This window comes from Candidatus Eremiobacteraceae bacterium (assembly GCA_035710745.1).
Taxonomy (GTDB): Bacteria; Vulcanimicrobiota; Vulcanimicrobiia; order Eremiobacterales; family Eremiobacteraceae; genus JANWLL01.
Map to the genome: position 1 here is coordinate 207,459 of DASTCX010000016.1, position 20,551 is coordinate 228,009.

General features: G+C 64.2%; 23 protein-coding genes. 20 read left to right on the forward strand and 3 right to left on the reverse strand.

Annotation, left to right across the window (positions count from 1 at the left end; translation table 11 throughout):
* Window positions 1–69 precede the first annotated feature (69 nt).
* The 5 genes from VFO25_06685 to VFO25_06705 all read left to right on the forward strand — a co-directional run bounded on the left by VFO25_06685 (window position 70) and on the right by VFO25_06705 (window position 4,792).
* Entirely contained in the window at window positions 70–819 is a 750-nt protein-coding gene (locus VFO25_06685) for a 3-oxoacyl-ACP reductase (GenBank protein ID HET9342582.1), read from the forward strand.
* Window positions 816–2,618 (forward strand): alpha/beta fold hydrolase, encoded by a 1,803-nt coding sequence (locus VFO25_06690; GenBank protein HET9342583.1) that lies wholly within the window; start codon window positions 816–818, stop codon window positions 2,616–2,618. Before VFO25_06685 ends, VFO25_06690 begins: the two co-directional genes overlap by 4 nt.
* A gap of 15 nt (window positions 2,619–2,633) precedes the next feature.
* Complete coding sequence (locus tag VFO25_06695) at window positions 2,634–2,993, forward strand: helix-turn-helix transcriptional regulator (protein ID HET9342584.1); 360 nt, start codon at window positions 2,634–2,636, stop codon at window positions 2,991–2,993.
* Window positions 2,994–3,056: 63 nt separating this feature from the next.
* Window positions 3,057–3,377 carry a hypothetical protein gene (locus tag VFO25_06700; protein HET9342585.1) on the forward strand — a complete coding sequence of 107 codons (321 nt, stop codon included), beginning with the start codon at window positions 3,057–3,059 and terminating at the stop codon, window positions 3,375–3,377.
* Between the two features lie 104 nt (window positions 3,378–3,481).
* Window positions 3,482–4,792, forward strand: coding sequence for a glycine--tRNA ligase (locus tag VFO25_06705; GenBank protein ID HET9342586.1), 1,311 nt, complete (start codon window positions 3,482–3,484; stop codon window positions 4,790–4,792).
* Window positions 4,793–4,818: 26 nt separating this feature from the next.
* Here VFO25_06705 and VFO25_06710 read toward each other — a convergent pair whose 3' ends face one another.
* Entirely contained in the window at window positions 4,819–5,247 is a 429-nt protein-coding gene (locus VFO25_06710; GenBank protein HET9342587.1) for an Lrp/AsnC family transcriptional regulator, read from the reverse strand.
* 281 nt (window positions 5,248–5,528) lie between these two features.
* Between VFO25_06710 and VFO25_06715 the strand changes: the two genes are divergently transcribed.
* From VFO25_06715 to VFO25_06730, 4 genes are all read left to right on the forward strand, one after another.
* The gene (locus VFO25_06715; GenBank protein ID HET9342588.1) at window positions 5,529–5,933 is read left to right on the forward strand and encodes a hypothetical protein; all 405 of its coding nucleotides are present in this window, start codon (window positions 5,529–5,531) and stop codon (window positions 5,931–5,933) included.
* Window positions 5,934–6,018: 85 nt separating this feature from the next.
* On the forward strand, window positions 6,019–8,805 hold the full coding sequence (gene ppdK / locus VFO25_06720) for a pyruvate, phosphate dikinase (protein HET9342589.1): 2,787 nt from the start codon (window positions 6,019–6,021) through the stop codon (window positions 8,803–8,805).
* A 74-nt stretch (window positions 8,806–8,879) separates the two neighbouring features.
* A complete protein-coding gene (locus tag VFO25_06725) occupies window positions 8,880–9,962 on the forward strand; it encodes a deoxyguanosinetriphosphate triphosphohydrolase (protein ID HET9342590.1) in 1,083 nt (360 codons plus the stop codon).
* Window positions 9,959–10,900: a hypothetical protein gene (locus tag VFO25_06730; GenBank protein ID HET9342591.1), complete on the forward strand. Its 942-nt coding sequence runs from the start codon at window positions 9,959–9,961 to the stop codon at window positions 10,898–10,900. Before VFO25_06725 ends, VFO25_06730 begins: the two co-directional genes overlap by 4 nt.
* On the opposite strand, the gene VFO25_06735 is transcribed toward VFO25_06730, so the two are convergent.
* The gene (locus VFO25_06735) at window positions 10,887–11,027 is read right to left on the reverse strand and encodes a hypothetical protein (GenBank protein HET9342592.1); all 141 of its coding nucleotides are present in this window, start codon (window positions 11,025–11,027) and stop codon (window positions 10,887–10,889) included. The genes VFO25_06730 and VFO25_06735 overlap by 14 nt on opposite strands.
* Here VFO25_06735 and VFO25_06740 point away from each other — a divergent pair.
* Genes VFO25_06740 through rpoD form a run of 3 tightly spaced genes read left to right on the forward strand, consistent with a single transcriptional unit; the run spans window position 11,008 to window position 14,443 of the window.
* Window positions 11,008–11,406: a hypothetical protein gene (locus VFO25_06740; GenBank protein HET9342593.1), complete on the forward strand. Its 399-nt coding sequence runs from the start codon at window positions 11,008–11,010 to the stop codon at window positions 11,404–11,406. The genes VFO25_06735 and VFO25_06740 overlap by 20 nt on opposite strands.
* A 6-nt stretch (window positions 11,407–11,412) precedes the next feature.
* Window positions 11,413–13,185, forward strand: a complete 1,773-nt coding sequence (gene dnaG, locus VFO25_06745) for a DNA primase (protein ID HET9342594.1) — start codon at window positions 11,413–11,415, stop codon at window positions 13,183–13,185.
* Between the two features lie 10 nt (window positions 13,186–13,195).
* Entirely contained in the window at window positions 13,196–14,443 is a 1,248-nt protein-coding gene (gene rpoD / locus VFO25_06750) for an RNA polymerase sigma factor RpoD (GenBank protein ID HET9342595.1), read from the forward strand.
* 2 nt (window positions 14,444–14,445) lie between these two features.
* On the opposite strand, the gene VFO25_06755 is transcribed toward rpoD, so the two are convergent.
* On the reverse strand, window positions 14,446–14,724 hold the full coding sequence (locus VFO25_06755; protein HET9342596.1) for a hypothetical protein: 279 nt from the start codon (window positions 14,722–14,724) through the stop codon (window positions 14,446–14,448).
* Window positions 14,725–14,980: 256 nt separating this feature from the next.
* Here VFO25_06755 and VFO25_06760 point away from each other — a divergent pair, with 256 nt between their 5' ends.
* The 8 genes from VFO25_06760 to VFO25_06795 all read left to right on the forward strand — a co-directional run bounded on the left by VFO25_06760 (window position 14,981) and on the right by VFO25_06795 (window position 20,551).
* Complete coding sequence (locus VFO25_06760; GenBank protein HET9342597.1) at window positions 14,981–16,567, forward strand: HEAT repeat domain-containing protein; 1,587 nt, start codon at window positions 14,981–14,983, stop codon at window positions 16,565–16,567.
* Window positions 16,568–16,695: 128 nt separating this feature from the next.
* Window positions 16,696–17,247, forward strand: a complete 552-nt coding sequence (locus VFO25_06765) for a hypothetical protein (protein ID HET9342598.1) — start codon at window positions 16,696–16,698, stop codon at window positions 17,245–17,247.
* Window positions 17,235–17,930, forward strand: a complete 696-nt coding sequence (locus VFO25_06770; GenBank protein ID HET9342599.1) for a hypothetical protein — start codon at window positions 17,235–17,237, stop codon at window positions 17,928–17,930. The genes VFO25_06765 and VFO25_06770 overlap by 13 nt, the downstream gene beginning before the upstream one ends.
* A 65-nt stretch (window positions 17,931–17,995) precedes the next feature.
* Window positions 17,996–18,655, forward strand: coding sequence for a FliM/FliN family flagellar motor switch protein (locus VFO25_06775; protein ID HET9342600.1), 660 nt, complete (start codon window positions 17,996–17,998; stop codon window positions 18,653–18,655).
* A gap of 1 nt (window position 18,656) precedes the next feature.
* A complete protein-coding gene (locus tag VFO25_06780) occupies window positions 18,657–18,920 on the forward strand; it encodes a FliM/FliN family flagellar motor switch protein (protein ID HET9342601.1) in 264 nt (87 codons plus the stop codon).
* Window positions 18,917–19,573, forward strand: a complete 657-nt coding sequence (locus VFO25_06785; GenBank protein ID HET9342602.1) for a flagellar type III secretion system pore protein FliP — start codon at window positions 18,917–18,919, stop codon at window positions 19,571–19,573. The genes VFO25_06780 and VFO25_06785 overlap by 4 nt, the downstream gene beginning before the upstream one ends.
* A 10-nt stretch (window positions 19,574–19,583) precedes the next feature.
* Window positions 19,584–19,853 carry a flagellar biosynthetic protein FliQ gene (locus tag VFO25_06790; GenBank protein ID HET9342603.1) on the forward strand — a complete coding sequence of 90 codons (270 nt, stop codon included), beginning with the start codon at window positions 19,584–19,586 and terminating at the stop codon, window positions 19,851–19,853.
* Window positions 19,850–20,551 (forward strand): flagellar biosynthetic protein FliR, encoded by a 702-nt coding sequence (locus VFO25_06795; protein ID HET9342604.1) that lies wholly within the window; start codon window positions 19,850–19,852, stop codon window positions 20,549–20,551. Before VFO25_06790 ends, VFO25_06795 begins: the two co-directional genes overlap by 4 nt.

Consider the following 20,551-nt stretch of genomic DNA (forward strand, 5'->3'; position numbering starts at 1 on the left):
ATCTCGACCGCCGTCGCCGGTCGAGCTAAAGCTCGACCGCTACAGGGACCCTGATTCGAAAGGAAGATCTTGAACAACAGTTCTCTTGACGGGCGCGTCGCGATCGTCACCGGCGGCGCGCGCGGCATCGGTGCGGCTATCGCGCGCGCATTGTCGGCCGACGGGGCTCGCGTCGCGATCACCGGCCTGGGCGGCGATGCCGCTGCGGGCGCGACGCTCGCCGGCGAGCTCGGCAGCGACCGCTGCCGCTTCTACGAAAGCGACGTCGGCGATTTCGACGGCTGTACCGGTTTGGTCGGCTCCGTTCTTCGCGACTTCGATCACGTCGACATACTCGTCAACAACGCCGGGATCACGCGCGACCACACCGTCCGCAAGCTCGCGGTCCAGGACTGGCTTGACGTCATCAAGACGAATCTCAACGGTCCGTTCTTCATGATCAAGTCGGTTTTGGACCACATGATCGAACGCGGTTACGGCCGCATCGTCAGCATGAGTTCGGTGATCGCGCACACGGGCAACGTCGGCCAGGCGAACTACGCGGCTTCAAAAGCCGGTCTCCTCGGCCTCACGAAGTGCGTCGCGCTCGAGACGGCATCGCGCGGCATCACGGCGAATTGCGTCGCACCCGGCTTCATCGACACCGACATGGTCGCCGCGATGCCGGCGGCGGCGAAAGAGGCGAGCCTCGCGCACGTCCCCGAACATCGGCTCGGAAAGCCGGATGAGGTCGCGCGCGTCGTCCGTTTCCTCGTGGACGAGAACGCGAGCTTCATAACCGGAACGGTCGTGAACGTCAACGGAGGTCTGTACATGTGATCGGCTCGATACCGGTCGAAGAGCTCGGATACGGCATGGATATCGCCGGCGTCGATCCCGCGGCGCTCGGCGAAGCCGTCCGCGCCGTCGTCGCCGACGTCATGTCCGATCCGCTGCGCCTGACGACGTGGATGACGAAGGTGAGCCTCGGCGAGCAAACGCTCGGGCTGAACATGCTCCGACGGCTCGCTGGCGAGAAACCCGATGCGGCCGCCGTTCCCGGTTCCGGCGACCGGCGATTCGCCGACGCCGCTTGGCAAGAAAATCCGATGCTGGCGTCGATGGCCGAGGCGTATCTCGTGCGGGCGCGGGCAGCACTCGAGCTCGTCGACGTATCGCGCGTTCCGGAGGCGACGCGCCGCAAAGCGCGCTTCGCGCTCGGCATGCTCATGGATTCGCTCGCGCCGTCGAACGTGCCGTGGATCAACCCGGCTGTCGTGCGCGAAGCGATGAACACCGGCGGCGCGTCGCTCGTCCGCGGCATGGAGAACTTCATCGAAGACGTCCGAACGAATAGCGGCCGTCCGCGCCAAGTCGACACGGCGCCGTTCCAGATCGGCAAGAACATCGCGGCGACGCCCGGGCGCATCGTGCTCCGCAACGAGCTCATCGAGCTCATCGCGTACGAGCCGCAGACGTCGACCGTCTTCGAACAGCCGCTGCTGTTCAGCCCACCGTGGATCAACAAGTACTACATCATGGATCTCGCGCCGAAGCGCTCGTTCGCGGAGTGGGCGGTCACGCACGGATTCACGACCTTCTGCATCAGCTATCGTAACCCGGACGAATCGATGGCGCGCCTGTCGATGGACGACTATTTCCGACTCGGACTGCTCGCGGCGATCGACCGCGTCCAGGAATTGACCGGTGCGAAGACGGTGAACCTCGCGGCGCTATGCCTTGGCGGAACGATGGCCGCGCTCGCGCTTGCCTATTTCGCGGAGCGCGGCGAAGGCAAACGCATCGGCTGGACGACGCTCACGAACGCGCTCGTCGACTTCTCCGAGCCCGGCGAGCTCGGCGTGTTCACCGACGAGCAGACGATCGAGCGGCTCGAGAGTAAGATGGCTGAGCGCGGTTTTCTCGAGTCGACGGAGATGTCGGGGACCTTCGATTGGCTGCGCGGCAACGATCTCGTCTGGAACTACGTCGTGACGAACTGGTACATGGGCCGAAAGCCGCCCGCGTTCGACATCCTCGCATGGAACAGCGACGGTACGAGGATGCCTGCCGCGATGCACTCGCAGTACCTGCGCTCGTGCTATCTGCAGAATTCGCTGGTCCACAAAGCCGCGTTCTCGCTGCTCGGCGCGCCGATCGACTTCTCGAAGGTGAAGACACCGCTCTACGTGCTTGGCGCGGAGACGGACCACATCGCACCTTGGCGCGCGACCTATCGCACGACGCAGATCGTGGGCGGCGACGCGCGCTTCGTCCTGACGTCGAGCGGTCACGTCGCCGGCATCGTCAACCCGCCGGACAACCCGAAGGCATCGTACTGGACGCTGGACGGACCGATCAAGGGCATGTCGGCCGAACAGTGGCGAGCGAAAGCGCAAAAGCATCAGGGCAGCTGGTGGGAAGATTGGGCCGCCTGGGCGTCGGCGCGATCCGGCAAACGCGTCGCGCCGCCGAAGCTCCCGCCGGGAGATCCGGCTCCGGGCGGCTACGTCAGAGGCATCGTCGGCGAACCGACAGTCGCGGCCGCGAAGCAGAAACCAGCGCGATCGAACGGTAAGCCGAAACCGAAGAACGGGGCGAGACGTGCGAGTCGATCAAACAAGTCCGGCCGTTCCTGATCTCGAGGTGGCACGATGAGCGACAAGGACGAACCGCTGCGGGGTTTCGGCGACTTCCTCAAAGCGCAGCGCGAGCTTGCGAATCTCTCACTCCGCCAACTGTCGGAGATGGCAAAGGTCTCGAACCCATACCTGAGCCAGCTCGAGCGCGGGATGTACAAGCCATCGGCGGAGGTGCTCAAGAACATCGCCGAAGCGCTCCACATCTCGGCCGAAACGGTCTTCGCCCAGGCCGGTCTGTTCTATCCCGAATCTCGGGACGAGCACGGCTTGGTATCGAGCGTCGAGGACGCGATCAAGCTTGATAAGCGCCTCTCGACCGACCAAAAGGAGACGCTCATACGAATTTATAGGGGATTCGTCGAGCGCGCTTGACATCCCACGCTTCTGCTTGGTATACTTAGCACATCACTCAAGCAGCAGCTAAGGAGACCAAGCATGTCCGAGTACACCGAGTTCGTCGCCAAGACGCAGAGCGACATCCTCACCGCCGTCAAGACGGCGCAAGAGAACAACGTCAAGGCGATGCAGAGCTTCGGCGACGCGATCGCCGAGTTCGCGAGCCGTTCGAGCAAGTCGATCGGCAGCGAGACGAAGCTCCCGACGCCGGTCGAAGTCATCGAGTCCGCGTTCGGCTTCACCACGCAGCTCGTCGAACTTCAGAAGAACTACTACGTGAAGATGGCCGAGACGTTCGCCGCCGCGCAGAAGAAGGCGAACGAGACGTTCGCGCCGGTCGCCGTCGCGTCGAAGAAGTAACAAGCCCGCTTCTGTCTGGTATCGCCGAGCGTAGCTCGGCAAGATACGGCCGGCCGAAAAGGTCGGCCGTTTGTTTTTCATAATACAAGGCCGATGGTGACGCGATGACGCGGCCGATGCCGAGCATGGATGAGATCACGGCGCTTGCGAAGCGCCGCGGTTTCATATTCCAGTCGAGCGAGATCTACGGCGGCGTCAACGGCGTGTGGGACTACGGACCGCTCGGTGTCGAGCTCAAGCGAAACGTCCGCGAGGCCTGGTGGCGCGACAACGTGTCGCTGCGCGACGACGTCGTCGGCGTCGACACGGCGATCATCATGCACACGGACGTCTGGCGCGCGTCGGGGCATCTCGAGAACTTCCACGACCAGATGGTCGACTGCAAGACGTGCAAGAAACGCTGGCGCGCCGACCATCTCACGAGCGACCGTTGCCCGGCTTGCGGCAATGCGACGCTCACCGAGCCGCGCGACTTCAACATGATGTTCAAGACGTTCGTCGGCGCGATGGAAGACGCGTCGTCGACCGCGTATCTGCGGCCGGAGACTGCGCAAGGCATCTTCGTCGATTTCAAGCTCATCGCGCAAACCGCGCGGATGAAGCCGCCGTTCGGCATCGCGCAGATCGGCAAGGCCTTCCGCAACGAGATCACTCCCGGCAACTTCACGTTCCGCTCGCGCGAGTTCGAGCAGATGGAGCTCGAGTTCTTCGTTCCCCGGTCGCCCGAAGGCGAGGACCTGCGCTGGTACCGCTACTGGGTCGACGAGCGCTACGACTGGTTCATGCGGCTCGGCATGTTGCCTTCCCGGCTGCACAAGCACGAGTACGAGGGCGACGAGCTCGCGCACTACAGCAAGGCGACGACCGATCTCGAATACGACTGGCCGTTCGGCACCTCTGAACTCGAGGGGATCGCGCATCGCGGCGTCTACGATCTGACGCAGCACGTCGAGGCGAGCGGCAAAGATCTCGCGTTCTTCGACGAAGAGTCGAAGGAGAAGTATCTGCCGACCGTCATCGAGCCCTCGCTCGGCGTCGATCGCGCTCTGCTCGCGTTCTTGATCGACGCGTACGAGAAAGAAGCCGATCGCACGGTGTTGCGTTTCCATCCGCGTCTAGCTCCGTACAAAGTCGCGGTGTTCCCGCTCGTGCGCAACAAGCCGGATATCGTCGAGGTCGCGACGCGGATCGAGAAATCGCTGCGTCCGTCGTTCCGCACGACGCTCGACGACTCGGGCAACGTCGGCAAGCGCTACTACAGACAGGACGAGATCGGCACGCCGTACTGCGTCACCGTCGATTATGAATCGCTCGATAAGCAAGACGTAACGGTCCGCGACCGTGACACCAAAGAGCAGGTGCGCGTGTCGATCGACAAACTCGAAGTCTACCTGCGCGAACGGTTACAACTGTAGTAGGCCGAGCGAAGCTCGGCTAGGATCTAGACCGAGATCTCTCGCAGCACGAGCCGGCTGTACGTGTCTTGCACGCCGGTCTTTTCGCGCAGCGCGCCGATGACCGTGTCGAGATCGTCGGTGTCGCGACATGCGACGCGCAACTGATAGTCCGACTTGCCAGTCATGAGCGTCGCGCTCAACACGCCGGGGATATCTTTCACCGACGTTTCGAAGCCCGATCGCGACAGCGCCGGCGGAAGGCGCACGTCGATGAGCGCGAGGAGCGAACGCCCGACACGCGCGTGATCGACCGAAGCGTGAAAACCTGTGATGACGCCAAGTCTCACGAGGCGTCGCAGTCTTTCCGCGGCTGCGTTCGCACTCAGGCTGACGCGTGTGCCGAGGTCGCGGTAGCTTATCCGCCCATCCCGCGACACGATGCCGAGAATTTCCCTGTCGAGTTCATCAAGCACGGCGATGCTCTCACTACTAGTTTTATGGTACCTACTAATATTATGGTAGTTGCCCCGGGTCGCCTGCGATTGGCACAGAGTTGGCGGCTTTTCTGCGCTAAAACGGCGAGCGACGTCCGACAAGCAACGCGCACCGAAGATATCTAGCGATCGGCCTCCGATTTTGTTGCAAACCCTCGCGCCGACGCTTGCGGCCGTCGGAAAAGGTCCCTAGTTGTCCCGCGTCAAAAGACAGCAACGGCTTATCATGCCGCGCCGGCCCGCCGACCTCATGGGGCCGAGTGGGGTTTTTATTCGCGACCCGCCAGGCGCCCGCACGGGCGCCGTTCCAGGCGGCGTCTATCGGGGGCATCCGCGTTGAGATCTTCCAAACCAGCGCCGAAATCGAAGAAGCCGGTCAGATCCGCGCGCGCATCCGCGCGGCCCGCCGCGAAAAGCGCACCGAAAAGCGTTCCCTCGAAGAGCGCATCTTCGAAGGCGGCCAAGAAGCCCACGAACGGCAAGGCGAGCGTCAAACTGCCCGCGTCGAAAACGCTCGCTGCAAAAGTGCCGCCCGCCAAAGTGCCAGCCGCGAAAATACCAGCCGCGAAAATACCAGCCGCGAAAATACCGGCCGCAAAAGCGCTCGCGGTAAAGACTCCTCCGGCAAAAGCGACATCGAAAAAGGGCGAGCCGCGAGCCGCTGAAACTCAGACGCCGCCCGCGCCGGTCGAAGCGCCGCCGCAACCCGAAGAAGAGCAAGAGCCGGTCTACAAGATCGAGCCGATCCCCGTGCTCGCCGACATCGTCCGCAAGCCGATGCCGCCGCTGCCGCCGCCGAAACGTGTCCAAACGAAGAAGCTCGACCCGCCGACGAAGCTCAACCTCGTCAAGATGACGTATTCGTTCGAGGAGGGCGGCGCGGAACTGCGCGATCTCCTCGGCGGAAAAGGCGCCGGTCTCGGCGAGATGACGCGCATCGGCTTGCCGGTGCCGCCCGGATTCACGATCACGACAGAAGTTTGCCGGCGCTACATGGAGCTCGGGCGCCAACTCCCGCCGGGACTCGAGGAAGAGATCCACCGGCGCGTCGCCGAGCTCGAGCGCAAGACCGGCAAGGAGTTCGGCGGCGAGACCGATCCGCTGCTCGTGTCGGTCCGCTCAGGCGCGCGCGTCAGCATGCCGGGCATGATGGACACGGTCCTCAATCTCGGCCTCAACAACCGCACGTGCAACGCGCTCGTCGTCCTCACGAAGAACGACAAGTTCGCGTGGGATGCGTACCGGCGTTTCGTCCAGATGTTCGCGACCGTCGTGCTCGGCATGAAGCGCGAGCCGTTCGATGAGGTCGTCAAGCGCTACATCGCCAAGGCGCGCATCGAATCGGAATCCGATCTCACAGCGCTCGCCTTCCGCAATATGACGAGCGAGTTCAAAGCGCTCGTGCGGCATCACACGAAAAAGGATTTCCCAGAAGACGTCTTCGTCCAGCTGCGCATGGCGGTCGAAGCGGTCTTCAACTCGTGGAACAGCAAGCGCGCGATCGAGTATCGCAAGCACGAACGCATCCCCGATTGGTGGGGCACCGCGGTGAACGTCGTCGCGATGGTCTTCGGCAATATGGGCGAGGACTCGGGCACGGGAGTCGCGTTCACGCGCAACCCCTCGACCGGCGACAAGAAACTCTACGGCGAGTTCTTGCCGAACGCGCAGGGCGAAGATGTCGTGTCGGGCAGCCGCACGCCGTTCCCGATCGCCGAGCTCGAGAAGCGCAACCCGAAGCTCTACAAACAGTTCGCCGACATCGCCGCGTCGCTCGAGAAGCATTACCACGACATGCAGGACATCGAGTTCACCGTCGAGCGCGGCAAGCTCTACGTGCTGCAATGCCGCAGCGGCAAGCGAAGCGCAGCGGCCGCGATCCAGATCGCGGCGGACATGGTCAAGGAGCACCTCATCCAGCGCGAGGAGGCGCTCACGCGGATCGATCCAGGATCGATCCAGGCGCTGCTCCACGCGCAGCTCGACGAGAAAGCTCGCGGAACGCCCCTTACGAAAGGCCTCAACGCGGCGCCGGGCGCGGCCGCTGGCATCGTCGTCTTCGATCCGGACACCGCCGTCGAGATGAAGCGCGAGAACAAGAAGACGATCCTCGTCCGGCCGATGACGACACCCGATGACGTCCACGGCATGATCGCGGCGGAAGGCATTCTCACGTCGCAGGGCGGCGCGACGTCGCACGCGGCCGTCGTCGCCCGCGGCATGGGCAAGCCGGCGGTCGTCGGGACCGAATCGATCCTCATCGACCTTCGGTCGCGTACGTTCACCGTGAAAGGTCACGTCGTCCGCGAGGGTGATTCGATCACGATCGACGGCACGACCGGCAACGTCTACCTCGGCGAGCTGCCGATGCAGGCGGCGCGGCTTTCGCCCCAGTTCCAGCACATCCTCGCATGGGCCGACGATTTCAAACGGCTCGGCGTCTATGCGAACGCCGACACGCCCGAAGACGCGCAAAAGGCGCGCGACTTCGGCGCCGAAGGCATCGGGCTGTGCCGCACCGAGCACATGTTCATGCAGACCGAGCGTCTGCCGGTCGTCCAAGAGATGATCATGGCGGAGACGCCCGACTCGAGACGCAAATGTCTCGAGCAACTGCTGCCGATGCAGCGCGACGATTTCCGGGGCATCCTCAAGGCGATGAAGGGGTTGCCGGTGACGATCCGGCTGCTCGATCCGCCGCTCCACGAGTTCTTGCCGAGCCTCGAAGATCTGCTCGTCGAGACGACCGAGCTGCGCGTGAGCAAAGCCGATCCGTCGCTGCTCGCGAAAAAGGAGAAGGTCCTCAGGCGCGTGCGCGCGCTCCACGAGACCAATCCGATGCTCGGCTTGCGCGTGTGCCGCCTCGGCATCGTCTATCCCGAGATCTATCAGATGCAGGTACGCGGGATCATGGAGGCCGCTGCCGAGCTGAAGAAAGAGAAGGTCGACGTGCGCCCGCTCATCATGATCCCCGGCGTAGGGACCGTGACCGAGATGAAAGCGCTGCGCGACCTCGTCGTCAACGAAGCGGAGCGTATCCTCAAAGAAGCGGGCGTCAAGGTCCATTACGAGGTCGGCACGATGATCGAGCTGCCGCGCGCGTGCCTCGTCGCGCATCGCATCGCCGAGCATGCCGAGTTCTTCTCGTTCGGCACGAACGACCTGACGCAGACGGTTTTCGGCTACTCGCGCGACGATGCCGAGGGCTCGTTCATCCCGGTCTATCTCGACCGCAAGATCTTGCGCGAGGACCCGTTCCAAGTCATCGATCAAGACGGCGTCGGCGAGATGATGAAGATGGCGATGGAGCGCGGCCGTATGACGCGCGACGACATGAAGATCGGCATCTGCGGCGAGCACGGCGGCGACCCGACCTCGGTCGAGTTCTGCCACAAGATCGGGCTCGACTACGTGTCGTGTTCGCCGTTCCGCGTGCCCGTCGCGCGCCTTGCGGCCGCGCGCTCGGTGCTGCGCGAGCAGGCGGAGGCCGCCGCAGCGGCGTCTGACGGTAAGAAGAAGAAAGTCGATCAAGACTGACGATGACCTGGGAGCGGTCGAGATTCATCTCGACCGGCCGAGCGTAGCTCGGCTGATGCGTGATACCTGAGGAAATGCCCACCACCCACACCATCCGCGAAGAGCTCGAGGCGCGCGAGGCGGCGACCCTCTCGCCGCACGCGGCGCTCTCGAAGGACTCGCGCGGCAGGCGGACGCCCGAAGAGCCCGATCCTGTTCGGACGTGTTTCCAACGCGACCGCGACCGCATCGTGCACGCCAAAGCGTTCCGGCGCCTCATGCACAAGACGCAGGTCTTCCTCACGCCGCTCGGCGACCACTATCGGACCCGCCTCACGCATTCGATCGAGGTCATGCAGCTTTCGCGCTCGATCGCGCGCGGCCTCAATCTCAACGAAGACCTCGCTGAAGCGATCGCGCTCGGTCACGACCTCGGCCATTCGCCGTTCGGCCACGCGGGCGAATCCGCGCTCACCGAAGCATGGTCGAAGTACGAGCCCGGTGCGAAGTTCATCCATTCGCAACAGAGCTTGCGGGTCGTCATGTACATCGAGCGCCGCGGCGAAAAAATCGGCTTGAACCTCACCGAAGAGGTGCTCGACGGCATCGGCAAGCACAGCAAGAACAAAGGCAGCCTCGCGGGTTGGCAAGATCTGCCGTTCACGCTCGAAGGTCAGATCGTGCGCTATTGCGACCGGCTCGCATACATCAACCACGACATCGACGACGCGATCCGAGCGGGCGTCATCGCGGAAAGCGATCTGCCGCGCAAAGCGGTCGAAACGCTCGGGCCGAGCGGATCGATCCGCATCGAGACCGTCGTCCAAGACATGATCGCGCAGTGCCGAGGTAAGGACGAGATCAAACTGTCCGATCCGGTGCTCGAAGCGGTCGAGGCGATCAAAGACTTCATGTTCCGCAACGTCTATCTCAACGACGCGGCCAAGCGCGAAGAGCCGAAGGCGCAGAACATCGTCAAGCGTTTGTTCGAATACTACATGGAGCACCCGCACGAGCTGTCGCCGGAGTTCACAAACGGGCTGCCGGCCGACGACACGCTCGGTCGCCGCGTCTGCGACTACATCGCCGGCTTCACCGATCGTTTCGCCATCAAGCGCTTCCGCGAGCTCTTCGTCGATCCGCTCGAAGCGCAAGTGCCGAAGGAGTGGGATGTATGAGTATCTTGCTCGCGATCTGCATCATCGGCAGCTCGGTTTTCGCGAAATTACCTGCCGACAACCAACCGACGCTGCGGCAGGCGATCGTCGCCGCCGGCGTGACCGCGCCGAGCGGACACTTCGCGAATATCAACAATGAGATCACCGGCTGGTCGTACGAGTGCGACGGCAACAACTACGCTGCCGCGTATTTCGTGGCAAATGCGGGGCCGGCCGATTTAGGCAAGCTCTGGATCGCGCGTTACGACGACGGCAAGAAGACATGGACAGAATCATCGTCGATGCCGCCCGGATCGGGTGCCAAACAGGCTAACGCGCAGGAAGTCATCACGCTTTTCTACGACGGCTATTATCTCTACGTCCAGCTCCAAGATGCATCCAGGTCGCCGGCGACGTTGCAGTTCAATACCGATCTCACGTACAAACGCGAATTTTTCGGTGTGACGAAGGTAGGGATCACGAACGGCGCGCTGTTCTACGCGCCGAACACAAACGCGCTCCCCGGCGACCCGCTCGCGGCGATCTTCGATCCGGACTCGGGCACGTCGCGTGCCATCTTCCCACCAGCAAAGCCGACATCGACGATTGAATCCGGCGAGAAGTTGGAGGCCCAGGAGCTCAAGACGTGCGGCCAGCAGTGGTTCGACGAGCACGGCCTCAAGGTCGACCCCAAACACCCGTTCAGCGGAGTCGGCGATGCGCGCTCCAATCTCTCGACGGACTCGCTCGCTTTCGCGGTGATTTACGGGAACGGCCAGATGTGCCAAGAGGCTGAGCGCAATCCCATTGGCGCGGTCTACGTTTACATCCACCCCGATGACCCGAAGCGGATGAGATTCGTAGAGCAACCCATCACCGACTGGAAGCACGTCGACGAACTGCAACTCGACCCATTGCTCACCAAAGAGAGCCTCGCCAAGCTCTTCAGCACGTCGTGATCGCCCACGCCGCGTTGCCCTTGGCATTCGCGCTTGCGATCGCGTCGCCGGCGCCGTCACCAACAGTGAGCGCCGCGTTCGCCTCGCCTGCGCCCGCGGCGACCGCGATGCCGGTCTTAGCGGGCATAGCACTCGAAGAAAACGCGAACGACGCACTTCGGATGTACGGCTGGCACCAAGATGAATGCGCCTCCATATCAGGGCGCGACGTGTGCGGGATCCCTCTGTTCTCACAGCACGTGATCATCGTGCTCACGCTCGACAGCCGGGTCCACGTCGTCGGGGTCGAAGGGTCGAGCGACCCGAGGTCACACTACGCCGATCCGTTCAGCATAAAGCTCGGGGACCCGGTCGACCGGTTGACAACAGTCCGCGGGAAACCGGACGCGTCCTACGATGACGGCGACGATCTCATCGTCCGTTATGGTCTTTCCAATGGCGTCAACTGGATTTACAGGATCCACGACACGATGATCGATCAGATCGAGCTGAGCGACGGAACGTAGAGCATAATGCCGTTTGATGCCGGCGTCGTCGCCGAGATCCAAGCGAAGGTCGATCTGCTCGCGTACGTCAGCCAGTACGTGACCTTGAAGAAGCGCGGCCGCGAGTACCTCGGGCTGTGTCCGTTCCACGCCGAGAAAACGCCGTCGTTCTCGCTCAACGCGGATAAGCAGCTCTGGCATTGCTACGGCTGCGACGCCGGCGGGGATCTCATCAAGTTCGTGCAGCGCTACGAGAACGTCGACTTCCAGACGGCGCTGCGGATGCTCGCGCAGCGCGCCGGCGTCGAACTGCGCGAATCGAAAGACGCCGGCCGCCGCAGAAGCGAACGCGAAGCGATCTACGAAGCGAACGCCGTCGCCGCATCATACTTCGCAGCGGAGCTCAAGAAGAGCCGCGCCGCGCTCGACTATCTGCGCAGCCGCGGCGTCGCACTTGAGACGGCGGAGAAGTTCGGCATCGGGTTCGCGCCGGACTCTTGGGACGGCTTCGTCGCCGCCGCGCGCAAGTCGGGCGTCGATCTCGAGCTGGCGGCGCGCGCCGGTCTCGTACGCGCGCGACCGCAGAGCGACGGGTACTACGATTTCTTCCGCAACCGCCTCATGTTCCCGATCCACAATCTCACCGGCGAGGTGATAGCGTTCGGCGGCCGCGCGCTCGGCGACGAGACGCCGAAGTACCTCAACACGCCGAGCACGGCCGCGTACACGAAAGGCCATCACGTCTACGCGCTCAACGTCGCGCGGCGCGCAGCGGCGGCGGACGGAGCGATCATCGTCGTCGAGGGGTATATCGACGCGATCGCCCTCCACCAAGCCGGCTTCGCGAACGCCGTCGCCAGCCTCGGCACGGCGTTCACTCTCGAACAAGCGCGCGAACTTCGGCGCGTCGCACCGAACGTCTACCTGAGCTTCGACGGCGACAAGGCGGGCGTCGCCGCGACGACGCGCAGCATCGATATGCTCGTCGACGAGGGGTTGACGGTCGAAGTCGTCGCGCTGCCCCCCGGGAAAGATCCCGATGAAATCGTGCGTACCCAGGGGGCACCGGGTTTTCGCGCGCTCCTCGACGGATCGGTGCCGTGGAAAGATTTCAAGCTCGAACTCGCGTTCCGCCACGCGGCGGCGGCGAAGTTCGTCAACCCATCCGACATCGCGCGCGAGGTGATGAAGGTCGTCGTCCAGGAGCGCGATCCGATCGTCCGCGACCGCTACGTGAAAGCGATCTCGCGCAAGCTCGATATTTCGGAGACCGCGCTGCGGCGCGTCGAACGCGGCGAGCCGAGCGCGGCGCGTGCTATGGGGCAGTATCCGCCGCGACGGCCGTTCGAGCAGATCCGCGCGCCGTCCGCGGAGCGCGAACTCGTCCAGCTGCTGGTCGTGCGGCCGGCGCTGGTCGAACGTGCAGCGTCGCGGATCGACGCGGACGAATTCGAAGACGCCGTCATGTCCGACGTGTTCCGCCACCTGAGCGCGAATCGCGCCCGGCTCGCCGAGGGCATGAACCCGCTGACGCTCTTCACGGAGGATGCGGTCGGCGCGGACTTGTCTCGTCTTGCGCTCTCGTCGCCGCCGCTCACGATCGAGGAGGACGAACAACGCTTCGACCGATTGATCGAGCGCTTCGAGCGGAAGCGGATGGAGCGGAGGCTTTCCACGATAGATGAAGAACTCAACGGGCTCCTGACCCGTGGATTGCCCGTGCCCGACGTGCTGAGAGACGAATATAATTCGCTCACGACGTCGTTGCGTGGGTCTAGGCCGAATGGCAAAGAGGAATGACCCCTTAGCGATGTCCCCCCGCAGCTCGAAACGCCCAGCAGACGACGATCAACCGAAGGACCCGAACCCGCAGCAACCCGACGCTGCTGCGGCCGCCGCTGCACGCGCTACAGCGGTCAAGTCGCTCATCGAACGCGGCAAGAAAAAAGGCTCGCTGACCTACGACGAGGTCGCAGCGGTCTCTGCACAATTCGACGAGGACGATCCCGAGAAGAGCAACGAGCTCGTCGAAGAGATCATGGCGGCGGGCATCGAGATCACCGAGTTGCCTGAAGTCGGCGCGGAAGAGAAGGAAGACGCGGAGACAGAGCCCACGCCGGTCGAAGAGCCGACCGACGAAAGCCTGCTGCCTCCGGGCATGTCGCTCGACGATCCGGTCAGGCTGTATCTCAAAGAGATCGGGCGCGTGCCGCTGCTCGATATGGCGCAGGAACAGGAGCTCGCTCGCGCCATCGAGCGCGCCGAAGAAGAGACCGATCGCGCGAAGAACAACGGCGGCGCCGCGAACCCGCTCATCATCGAAGCCGGCGAGGCGGCGAAGCGCCATCTGACCGAGGCGAACCTGCGACTCGTCGTCAGCATCGCGCGCAAGTATGTCGGACGAGGCATGCTCTTCCTCGACCTCATCCAGGAAGGCAACCTCGGCCTGATCCGTGCGGTCGAGAAGTTCGACTACAAAAAGGGTTACAAGTTCTCGACGTATGCGACGTGGTGGATCCGCCAGGCGATCACCCGCGCGCTCGCCGATCAGGCGCGAACGATCCGCATCCCGGTGCACATGGTCGAGACGATCAATCGGCTCGTCAAGATATCGCGTCAGTTGCTCCAAGAGCTCGGCCGCGATCCGTCGGTGGAAGAGATCGCCAAAGAGATGAGCCTCTCGGCCGACAAGGTGCGCGAAGTCATGAAGATCGCGCAAGAGCCGATCTCGCTCGAGACGCCGATCGGCGCGGAAGAAGACAGCCATCTCGGCGACTTCATCGAGGATCCGGAAGCGATCGCTCCGGCTGAAGCCGCGTCGGTGACGATGCTCAAGCAGAAGATGGGCGACGTGCTGCGCAATCTCACCGATCGCGAACGCAAAGTGCTCGTCCTGCGATTCGGTTTGGAAGACGGTCACCAGCGGACGCTCGAGGAAGTCGGCCAGGAATTCGGCGTGACGCGCGAGCGCATCCGGCAGATCGAGGCGAAGGCTCTGCGTAAGCTACGCCATCCCAGCCGTGGCAAAGCGCTGAAGGACTACTGGCAAGCGGACTAACGCTACGTCTTTTTCGACGCCTTCTTGCCTTCTTCGATCAGCTTCTTGACTTTTTGACCGCCGATCTGTCCGATCGTCTCGTAGAATTTCGGCCCGTAGCGATTGCGCGTCGCTTCGCCGCCCTTCTTGCCGCCGAGCTTGCCGATGTTCTCGTAGAACTCGTGTCCGTGCGAGTGTTTCGTCGCCTCGCCGCCCTTGCGGCCGATGCGCTCGTAGAACTCCGAGCCATAGCGCTGCTTGACGGTCTGGCCGCCCTTGCGGCCGGCCTCGCGGACCGTCATGCCTTCGGAGGGTTTTTGATTTTTCGATGCCATGAAGAATTTGGGGACCCTTGCTTGAACTGTTGCCCTACCTGACACATTCTACGCATGCTCGGCGGAGATAACTCTCGGGACGACGCACGGTGCGGTACAAGGCCCCGTCCTCGTATGCGACTAATGCCGCGGCGACGATGACGAGACCACGACGCAGGGGGTTTTCATGCGGGCTTTGATGACGCGCCGATTCTCTTCTATCTTGGTGCTCGCAACGGTTTGCGTGGCGCTGCCGCTGGCGTTAGCCGCGGCGCCGACGCCCGCGCCTTCGGGTTCGCACCTCGCATTGCCGTCGCCGTCGCCGCACGCGTCGGCAACCACGGCGCCCGCGCCGACGCCTACTCCGGTAACGAACATACTCCCGCCGCCGTCTCCCAGCATTCCGGCGACGACAACGCTCGGCAGGATCGGCGCGCTCGAGCGCGCCGGCGCCGGACCGTTGAAGTCGAACGATCATCATCCGCGTCGCACGACGTCGCCGTCGGCGCTGACTTCGTATTTGAAAGACAGCGATCCCGAAGTGCAAGCCCGCGCGGCGATCGCGATCGGTCGACTGCGTTATTCATCTGGTGTCGGTCCGCTCGTCGACGTCTTGCAAAGCCAGACCGCATCCGATGACGTCAAGGCCGCTGCGGCCTTCGCGCTTGGCGTCATCCATTCGACCGATGCGACGGCGGCGCTCACGGCAGCCGCGCTGCACGGATCGTCTCAGGTCGCCGGCGCCGCAGCCGACTCTCTCGGCCGCATCGGCGGCGACTCGGTGATCGACACGCTCGACCGGCTCGTCAAATCGCGCGATCCGTACGTCCGCGGCATGGCGGCGATCGGGTTAGGCGAGGCGACGACGACGATCGGGCCGCCGCGGCCCATCGACAGCGCGTACCGGATCAACGCCGGCGTCGCCGTCGCGAGCGCGCTTCAATACGAGCGCGATCCGGAGGCGAAGTGGCGCGAGGCGTGGGCGATCGGCAGGTCGTTGTACGACGTCGATCAGCAAAGCTTGCGCGCGATGCTCGCCGATCCTCAAGAGCTCGTCCGGCAGTACGCGGCGCAGGGCATGCGCCGGCTCAAAGATCCGAAGTATGCGCTTGCGCTCCATCTCGCCGTGAACGATCCGTCGTGGCGCGTGCGCGTCGAAGTCGCGCGTGCGCTCGCGGTGTTCCGCGACAACACGCGGGTCGATCTGACGCCGCCGTCGATCCCGTCGAGCGATCAACAGATGCCGAAGGCGCTGCCTACATCGGCGCCGTACGGGCCGCATCCGCAAGTCGCCGTCGTGACGAGCAAGGGCATCATCGTCATCGAGATGTTCCCGGACGAAGCACCGTACAACGTCGACAACTTCCTCTATCTCGTCGATCGCGGATACTACAATAACCAACAGCTCTTCCGCGTCATCCAGAATTTCGTGATCCAAGGCGGCGATCCGACGAACGGCGGCGCCGACGGCGGCCCCGGCTACTCGGTGCCGGCGGAGCTCGATCCGCTGCAGCAACTGACCGGCGTGCTTGCACTGGGTCTGGATTATCCGGACAACATCCATGCCGACGTCGATTCGGGCGGCAGCCAGTTCTACATCACTGAGTCGCCGCAGCTCCACCTCGACGTCAACTTCACGACGATGGGGCGCGTCGTGAGAGGCATGGCGGTCGTCGACGCGATCCGCGTCCACGACGCCGAGAGCGCTGCAGATCGCGCGAAACCGGCGGACATCGTCCGCCGGATGTTCCGCTGCGAACCGGTCACGCCGCAGACCGACGACATCGAGAAGCTCTTGCGCACGAAAGAGATCGGCTACAACGCCCAATGACCTAAACACGATCTGATGGAGCGGTCGACCTTTACGGTCGACCGCCGCGGCCTAGCCATTTACGACCGCGTCGCAACCCGTTCACAAGCGCCTCCTACATTATAGACCGGTAGGAGGTGCTTGCCTTTATGGACTCTGCGCAACCAGCGCCGGCCGTCACCGCGAACGCGAATAGCTCGAGCAAAAAGCCTGTCCAGGCGGACGCCGCCTTTTCGCGAGCACTCAGCGAGGGCCTCAACGACGTCGCATTCGCGTTCGATGGCGCCTTCCGCCCGGCTGATTCGATGTCGCTCGCGGAGCGTGCGGCCTACGGCCTGAGATCCAAAGAACACACTGTCAGTCATCGCAAAGCATCCGCGCCGGCGCATGGCGTGGGGGCGGCATCTCCCGATCGACACCGAGTACATGAGCGCGCGCCGCGACCGTTCGACGCGGCACCGCGCGCGATCCATGGTGATCGCATCGCGATCGCCGTTCCAGCGGCGGCCGCTGTCGAAGAGGTTCGGCGAGAGGCGCGGCTGCGGCACGCCTCATCGTCGGACGCGCTGCCGGATCGCGCGCGCCAAGGTCGATTCGTCGGCTATTCGGGTTTGTGCACTTCCGCAAAAGTCGGGCAGGCGCGACTCGACGTGATGGTAAGCGGTGGCGGCATTGCGAGCGTGATGCAATGGATGCGGTAGCATCCGAAGTCGACGCTTTGACCGCCGACGCGCGACGGGCGGCGCATGTGGGAGCGATCGGCGATGCCCCCGATCATCCGGGATCGATTGTGACGAAGCCGGTCGAAAGCGTATTCGTGCCGACGACTCCATCCGCATCGCCGCTTGCGGTCTCAATCGATGGCTCCGGGTTTTTCGTCGTCTCGCGCGCGGGGCGAACGTTTTATACGCGCCTCGGAGACTTCCGTTTCGACGAACATGGTAAACTCGTCGATGGCGAAGGTCGATCGGTGCTCGGTCTTCCTGTGTTCCATGCCGCGCATCCCGGACCGCTCGTACAGATCGAGCGACGCGACGCCAAGGCCGCCTCCATCGACGCAAACGGAAATGTGTTAGTCAATGGCGCGAGCGGACCGGAAACGATCGGGCGACTGGCGCTCGCGGTCTTTCCGGCTCCCGAGCGCCTTCGACGGATCGACGACACCTCGTTGCGCTCGACCGCGGAGTCCGGCGATCCGCAATTCATCGCGCCAGGAGCACCAAACGTCGGCCGACTGAAAACGCACGCGCTCGAAAATGCGCTCGTCAACGTCGCGGGCGATCTCGAAGGGATGTGGCGTGCGCAGCGACGAGGCGAGACACAGGCGGCGTCGGCTGCAGCGGAAGATTCGTGCCAGCGAGCCGTGTTGGCTTTGGTCCGTTGAAGCGGCCTGTCTGGAAGCGCCATCGGTCCGAACGCGCGACCGTTGCGGACCCGGCCCCCGCTCTGTTGGCGCGCGCGGCGGCGGCGATCGAAGCGCAGGCACCTAAGGCGCTCAAGGGACGTGGTTCGGTCGTCGGTCAAACGCCGGCGCAGCGCTCATTGACGGCAGAAGAAATCGAATCTGCCCACGTTTGGCACAGCGACGATGGCGACGGCCTCGACTTGTGGTGCATTCTCGGCCTCGGCGGTGCACGCACGCTTCTGGGCATCGTCCTTCACGGGCCAGCGGGCGACGAGCCGACGCCCCTAGAGCGGAACATCGTCCGCGAGACCGTCGAGCGGTTGTTGGCGGCGACCGGTCGCGTCTGGGAAGAGCAAGCGGCATCGAGGCTGCCGGTGCTCCCTGGCTGGTGCTGCCGCTTGGACCTGACGGACGCCCTCGGCGCAAAGTCGACGTTCACGCTGATCGCTCCCCAGCGCTGCGCTCCGACGCGAAAAGTCGAGCGAGTCGATCTCCGAGCGATTCCCGTCAAGCTCGATGCCTCGTTGCCGGCCACCCAGATGCGGGTCGACGCCATCGCCTGCTGGAGCAAAGGCGACGTCATCACGTTGGCGTGCGCGCCCGATGTGCAGGCGAGTCTGCGCGCGGGCGTCGCATACGTTGCGGCCGGCTCGCTTGGCGCGTCGCGCGGAAAACGCGCGATTCTCGTGACGCGCTCCGCCTGAAATGGACGAGTCGATCGCCGGTGCAGACCGAGCGCCGTACGCAGCGCTCGGCGAGATCGAGGTGACGGTCGCAGTTCGCCTCGGCGGGGTACGTATGCCGCTGCACGCCGCCGCCGAGCTCGGCGAAGGATCGCTCGTGACCCTCGACTGCACGCCGGAATCGCCCGTCGCGCTCCTGGTCAATGGTGTTGCGATCGCGCGCGGCGAGCTCGTCGTCACCGAGGACGGCGCGCTCGCGGTGGAGATATCGGACGTCAAGCGATGACGGAGATCATCGATCGCGCCGTGTCGCACCCGGCGGGCTCGCCGGTCGACTTGCTCGTCGCGCTCTTCCTGCTCGGCATGCTTCCGCTGCTCGCCGTGTCCGTCACGTCGTTCACGAGGATCATCGTCGTCCTCGGCTTGTTGCGCGCATCGCTCGGAGCGTCGTCGCTGCCGCCGAACATCGTGCTCGCAGGGTTAGCGATGATGCTCACGTGCGTCGTCATGGCTCCGACCTTCGCGCGCGTACAGCAGGCGGCGATCGAGCCGCTCGGCGCGAAGCGGATCGCTCCCGCGCAAGCGATCGCGCGCGGCGCGGCTCCGCTACGCAGCTTCATGCTTGCCCAATCGCGCGCGTCCGACGTCGAGTCGTTCGAGCGGATGGAACGTTCGAAGCAAACCCGCGTGGCGGACGCGCCCTTCACCGCGGTCGCACCCGCGTTCCTCATCGGCGAGCTTCGCGCCGCGTTCGCGATGGGATTCGCACTCGCGCTGCCGTTCGCCGTCGTCGATATCGTCGTCGCCGCCGTTCTCATGTCCCTTGGGATGTACATGGTATCGCCGGCAGCGATCTCGCTACCGATCAAGCTGTTGTTATTCGTGGTCGCCGACGGGTGGGCGCTCGTCGCCGGGGCGCTCGTCGCGTCGTATCGCTAGAGCGCCTCACGTGGAGAGCATCGCGGTCTCGCTGATGACCCAAGCGCTGAGAACGGCGGCTCTCATCGCGCTGCCCGCCGTGATCGTCGTCGCGATCGTCGGCGTCGTCATCGGCTTACTCCAAACCCTCGTCCAGGTCCAAGACCAAAACGTCGCCTTCGCGCCGAAACTCGGCACGATCGCCCTTCTCGTATCCGTCGCCGGACCGGCCGCGTTCTCGCTTCTGGAGATGCTGCTCGTCGGTGCCATCCACGCGCTGCCCGAAATCGCACGCGTGTGATCGATCAGCACGTCGTGCCGGACGTATGGATCGCCGCTTTCGTCCGAGCGAGCGCGTTCGCCGCGACCGCGCCGATCGTCGGATCCGGCGCCGTTCCCCGCATCGTTCGCGGTGGGCTCGCTCTGACGATCGTGCCCGTCCTAGCCGAAAGGCTTCCGCACGATCGCGGCCTTGCGGCGTGGCCCGAGCAAGCGATCGTCGGCGCAGCGTTCGGCGTCGCAGCCGCGATGGTCGCAGCCGCCGTGTCGGCGGCCGGATCGGTCATCGATTCTTCGATGGCGACGCGGCCGTTCGGCCGCGACAGCATCTTCGGCGGCCAGCAGGGACCGCTAGGCCGCCTATACTCGCTCGCGTTCGCAGCGATATTCCTATCGTCGGGTGCGATGACGCACCTCTGCTCGCGGCTCGTCGACGCATCGTCGTCGGCGATGCACGTCATGTCGGTCCGCGGTGCCGCGACTCTCGTCGCCGAAAGTTTCGAAGCGTCCCTCGACATCGTAGCGCCTGCGATCGCGGCGCAGCTCATCGCGACACTCGCGACCGCGATGGCAGCGCGGGCAGCGCCGCGGATCAACGGGCTCATGCTCGCTTCTCCTGCCGCGACCATGGCGGTGCTGGTCGTCGTGCTCGCCGGTGTCGCGCCGGCGTTTCGCGGGCTCGCGCGAGTCGCGTGGTCGAGCGCATCGACCGTGCCGTGA

Excerpts from the sequence above, each read along its gene's own strand:
- VFO25_06735 (HET9342592.1), bottom strand. The coding sequence starts at position 11,027 with ATGCCCGCTAAGACCGGCATCGCGGTCGCCGCGGGCGCAGGCGAGGCG.
- VFO25_06695 (HET9342584.1), top strand. The coding sequence starts at position 2,634 with ATGAGCGACAAGGACGAACCGCTGCGGGGTTTCGGCGACTTCCTCAAA.
- VFO25_06770 (HET9342599.1), top strand. The coding sequence starts at position 17,235 with ATGGATGCGGTAGCATCCGAAGTCGACGCTTTGACCGCCGACGCGCGA.
- VFO25_06785 (HET9342602.1), top strand. The coding sequence starts at position 18,917 with ATGACGGAGATCATCGATCGCGCCGTGTCGCACCCGGCGGGCTCGCCG.
- dnaG (HET9342594.1), top strand. The coding sequence starts at position 11,413 with ATGCCGTTTGATGCCGGCGTCGTCGCCGAGATCCAAGCGAAGGTCGAT.
- VFO25_06730 (HET9342591.1), top strand. The coding sequence starts at position 9,959 with ATGAGTATCTTGCTCGCGATCTGCATCATCGGCAGCTCGGTTTTCGCG.
- rpoD (HET9342595.1), top strand. The coding sequence starts at position 13,196 with ATGTCCCCCCGCAGCTCGAAACGCCCAGCAGACGACGATCAACCGAAG.
- VFO25_06725 (HET9342590.1), top strand. The coding sequence starts at position 8,880 with ATGCCCACCACCCACACCATCCGCGAAGAGCTCGAGGCGCGCGAGGCG.
- VFO25_06705 (HET9342586.1), top strand. The coding sequence starts at position 3,482 with ATGACGCGGCCGATGCCGAGCATGGATGAGATCACGGCGCTTGCGAAG.
- VFO25_06740 (HET9342593.1), top strand. The coding sequence starts at position 11,008 with ATGCCGGTCTTAGCGGGCATAGCACTCGAAGAAAACGCGAACGACGCA.
- VFO25_06780 (HET9342601.1), top strand. The coding sequence starts at position 18,657 with ATGGACGAGTCGATCGCCGGTGCAGACCGAGCGCCGTACGCAGCGCTC.
- VFO25_06755 (HET9342596.1), bottom strand. The coding sequence starts at position 14,724 with ATGACGGTCCGCGAGGCCGGCCGCAAGGGCGGCCAGACCGTCAAGCAG.
- VFO25_06700 (HET9342585.1), top strand. The coding sequence starts at position 3,057 with ATGTCCGAGTACACCGAGTTCGTCGCCAAGACGCAGAGCGACATCCTC.
- VFO25_06765 (HET9342598.1), top strand. The coding sequence starts at position 16,696 with ATGGACTCTGCGCAACCAGCGCCGGCCGTCACCGCGAACGCGAATAGC.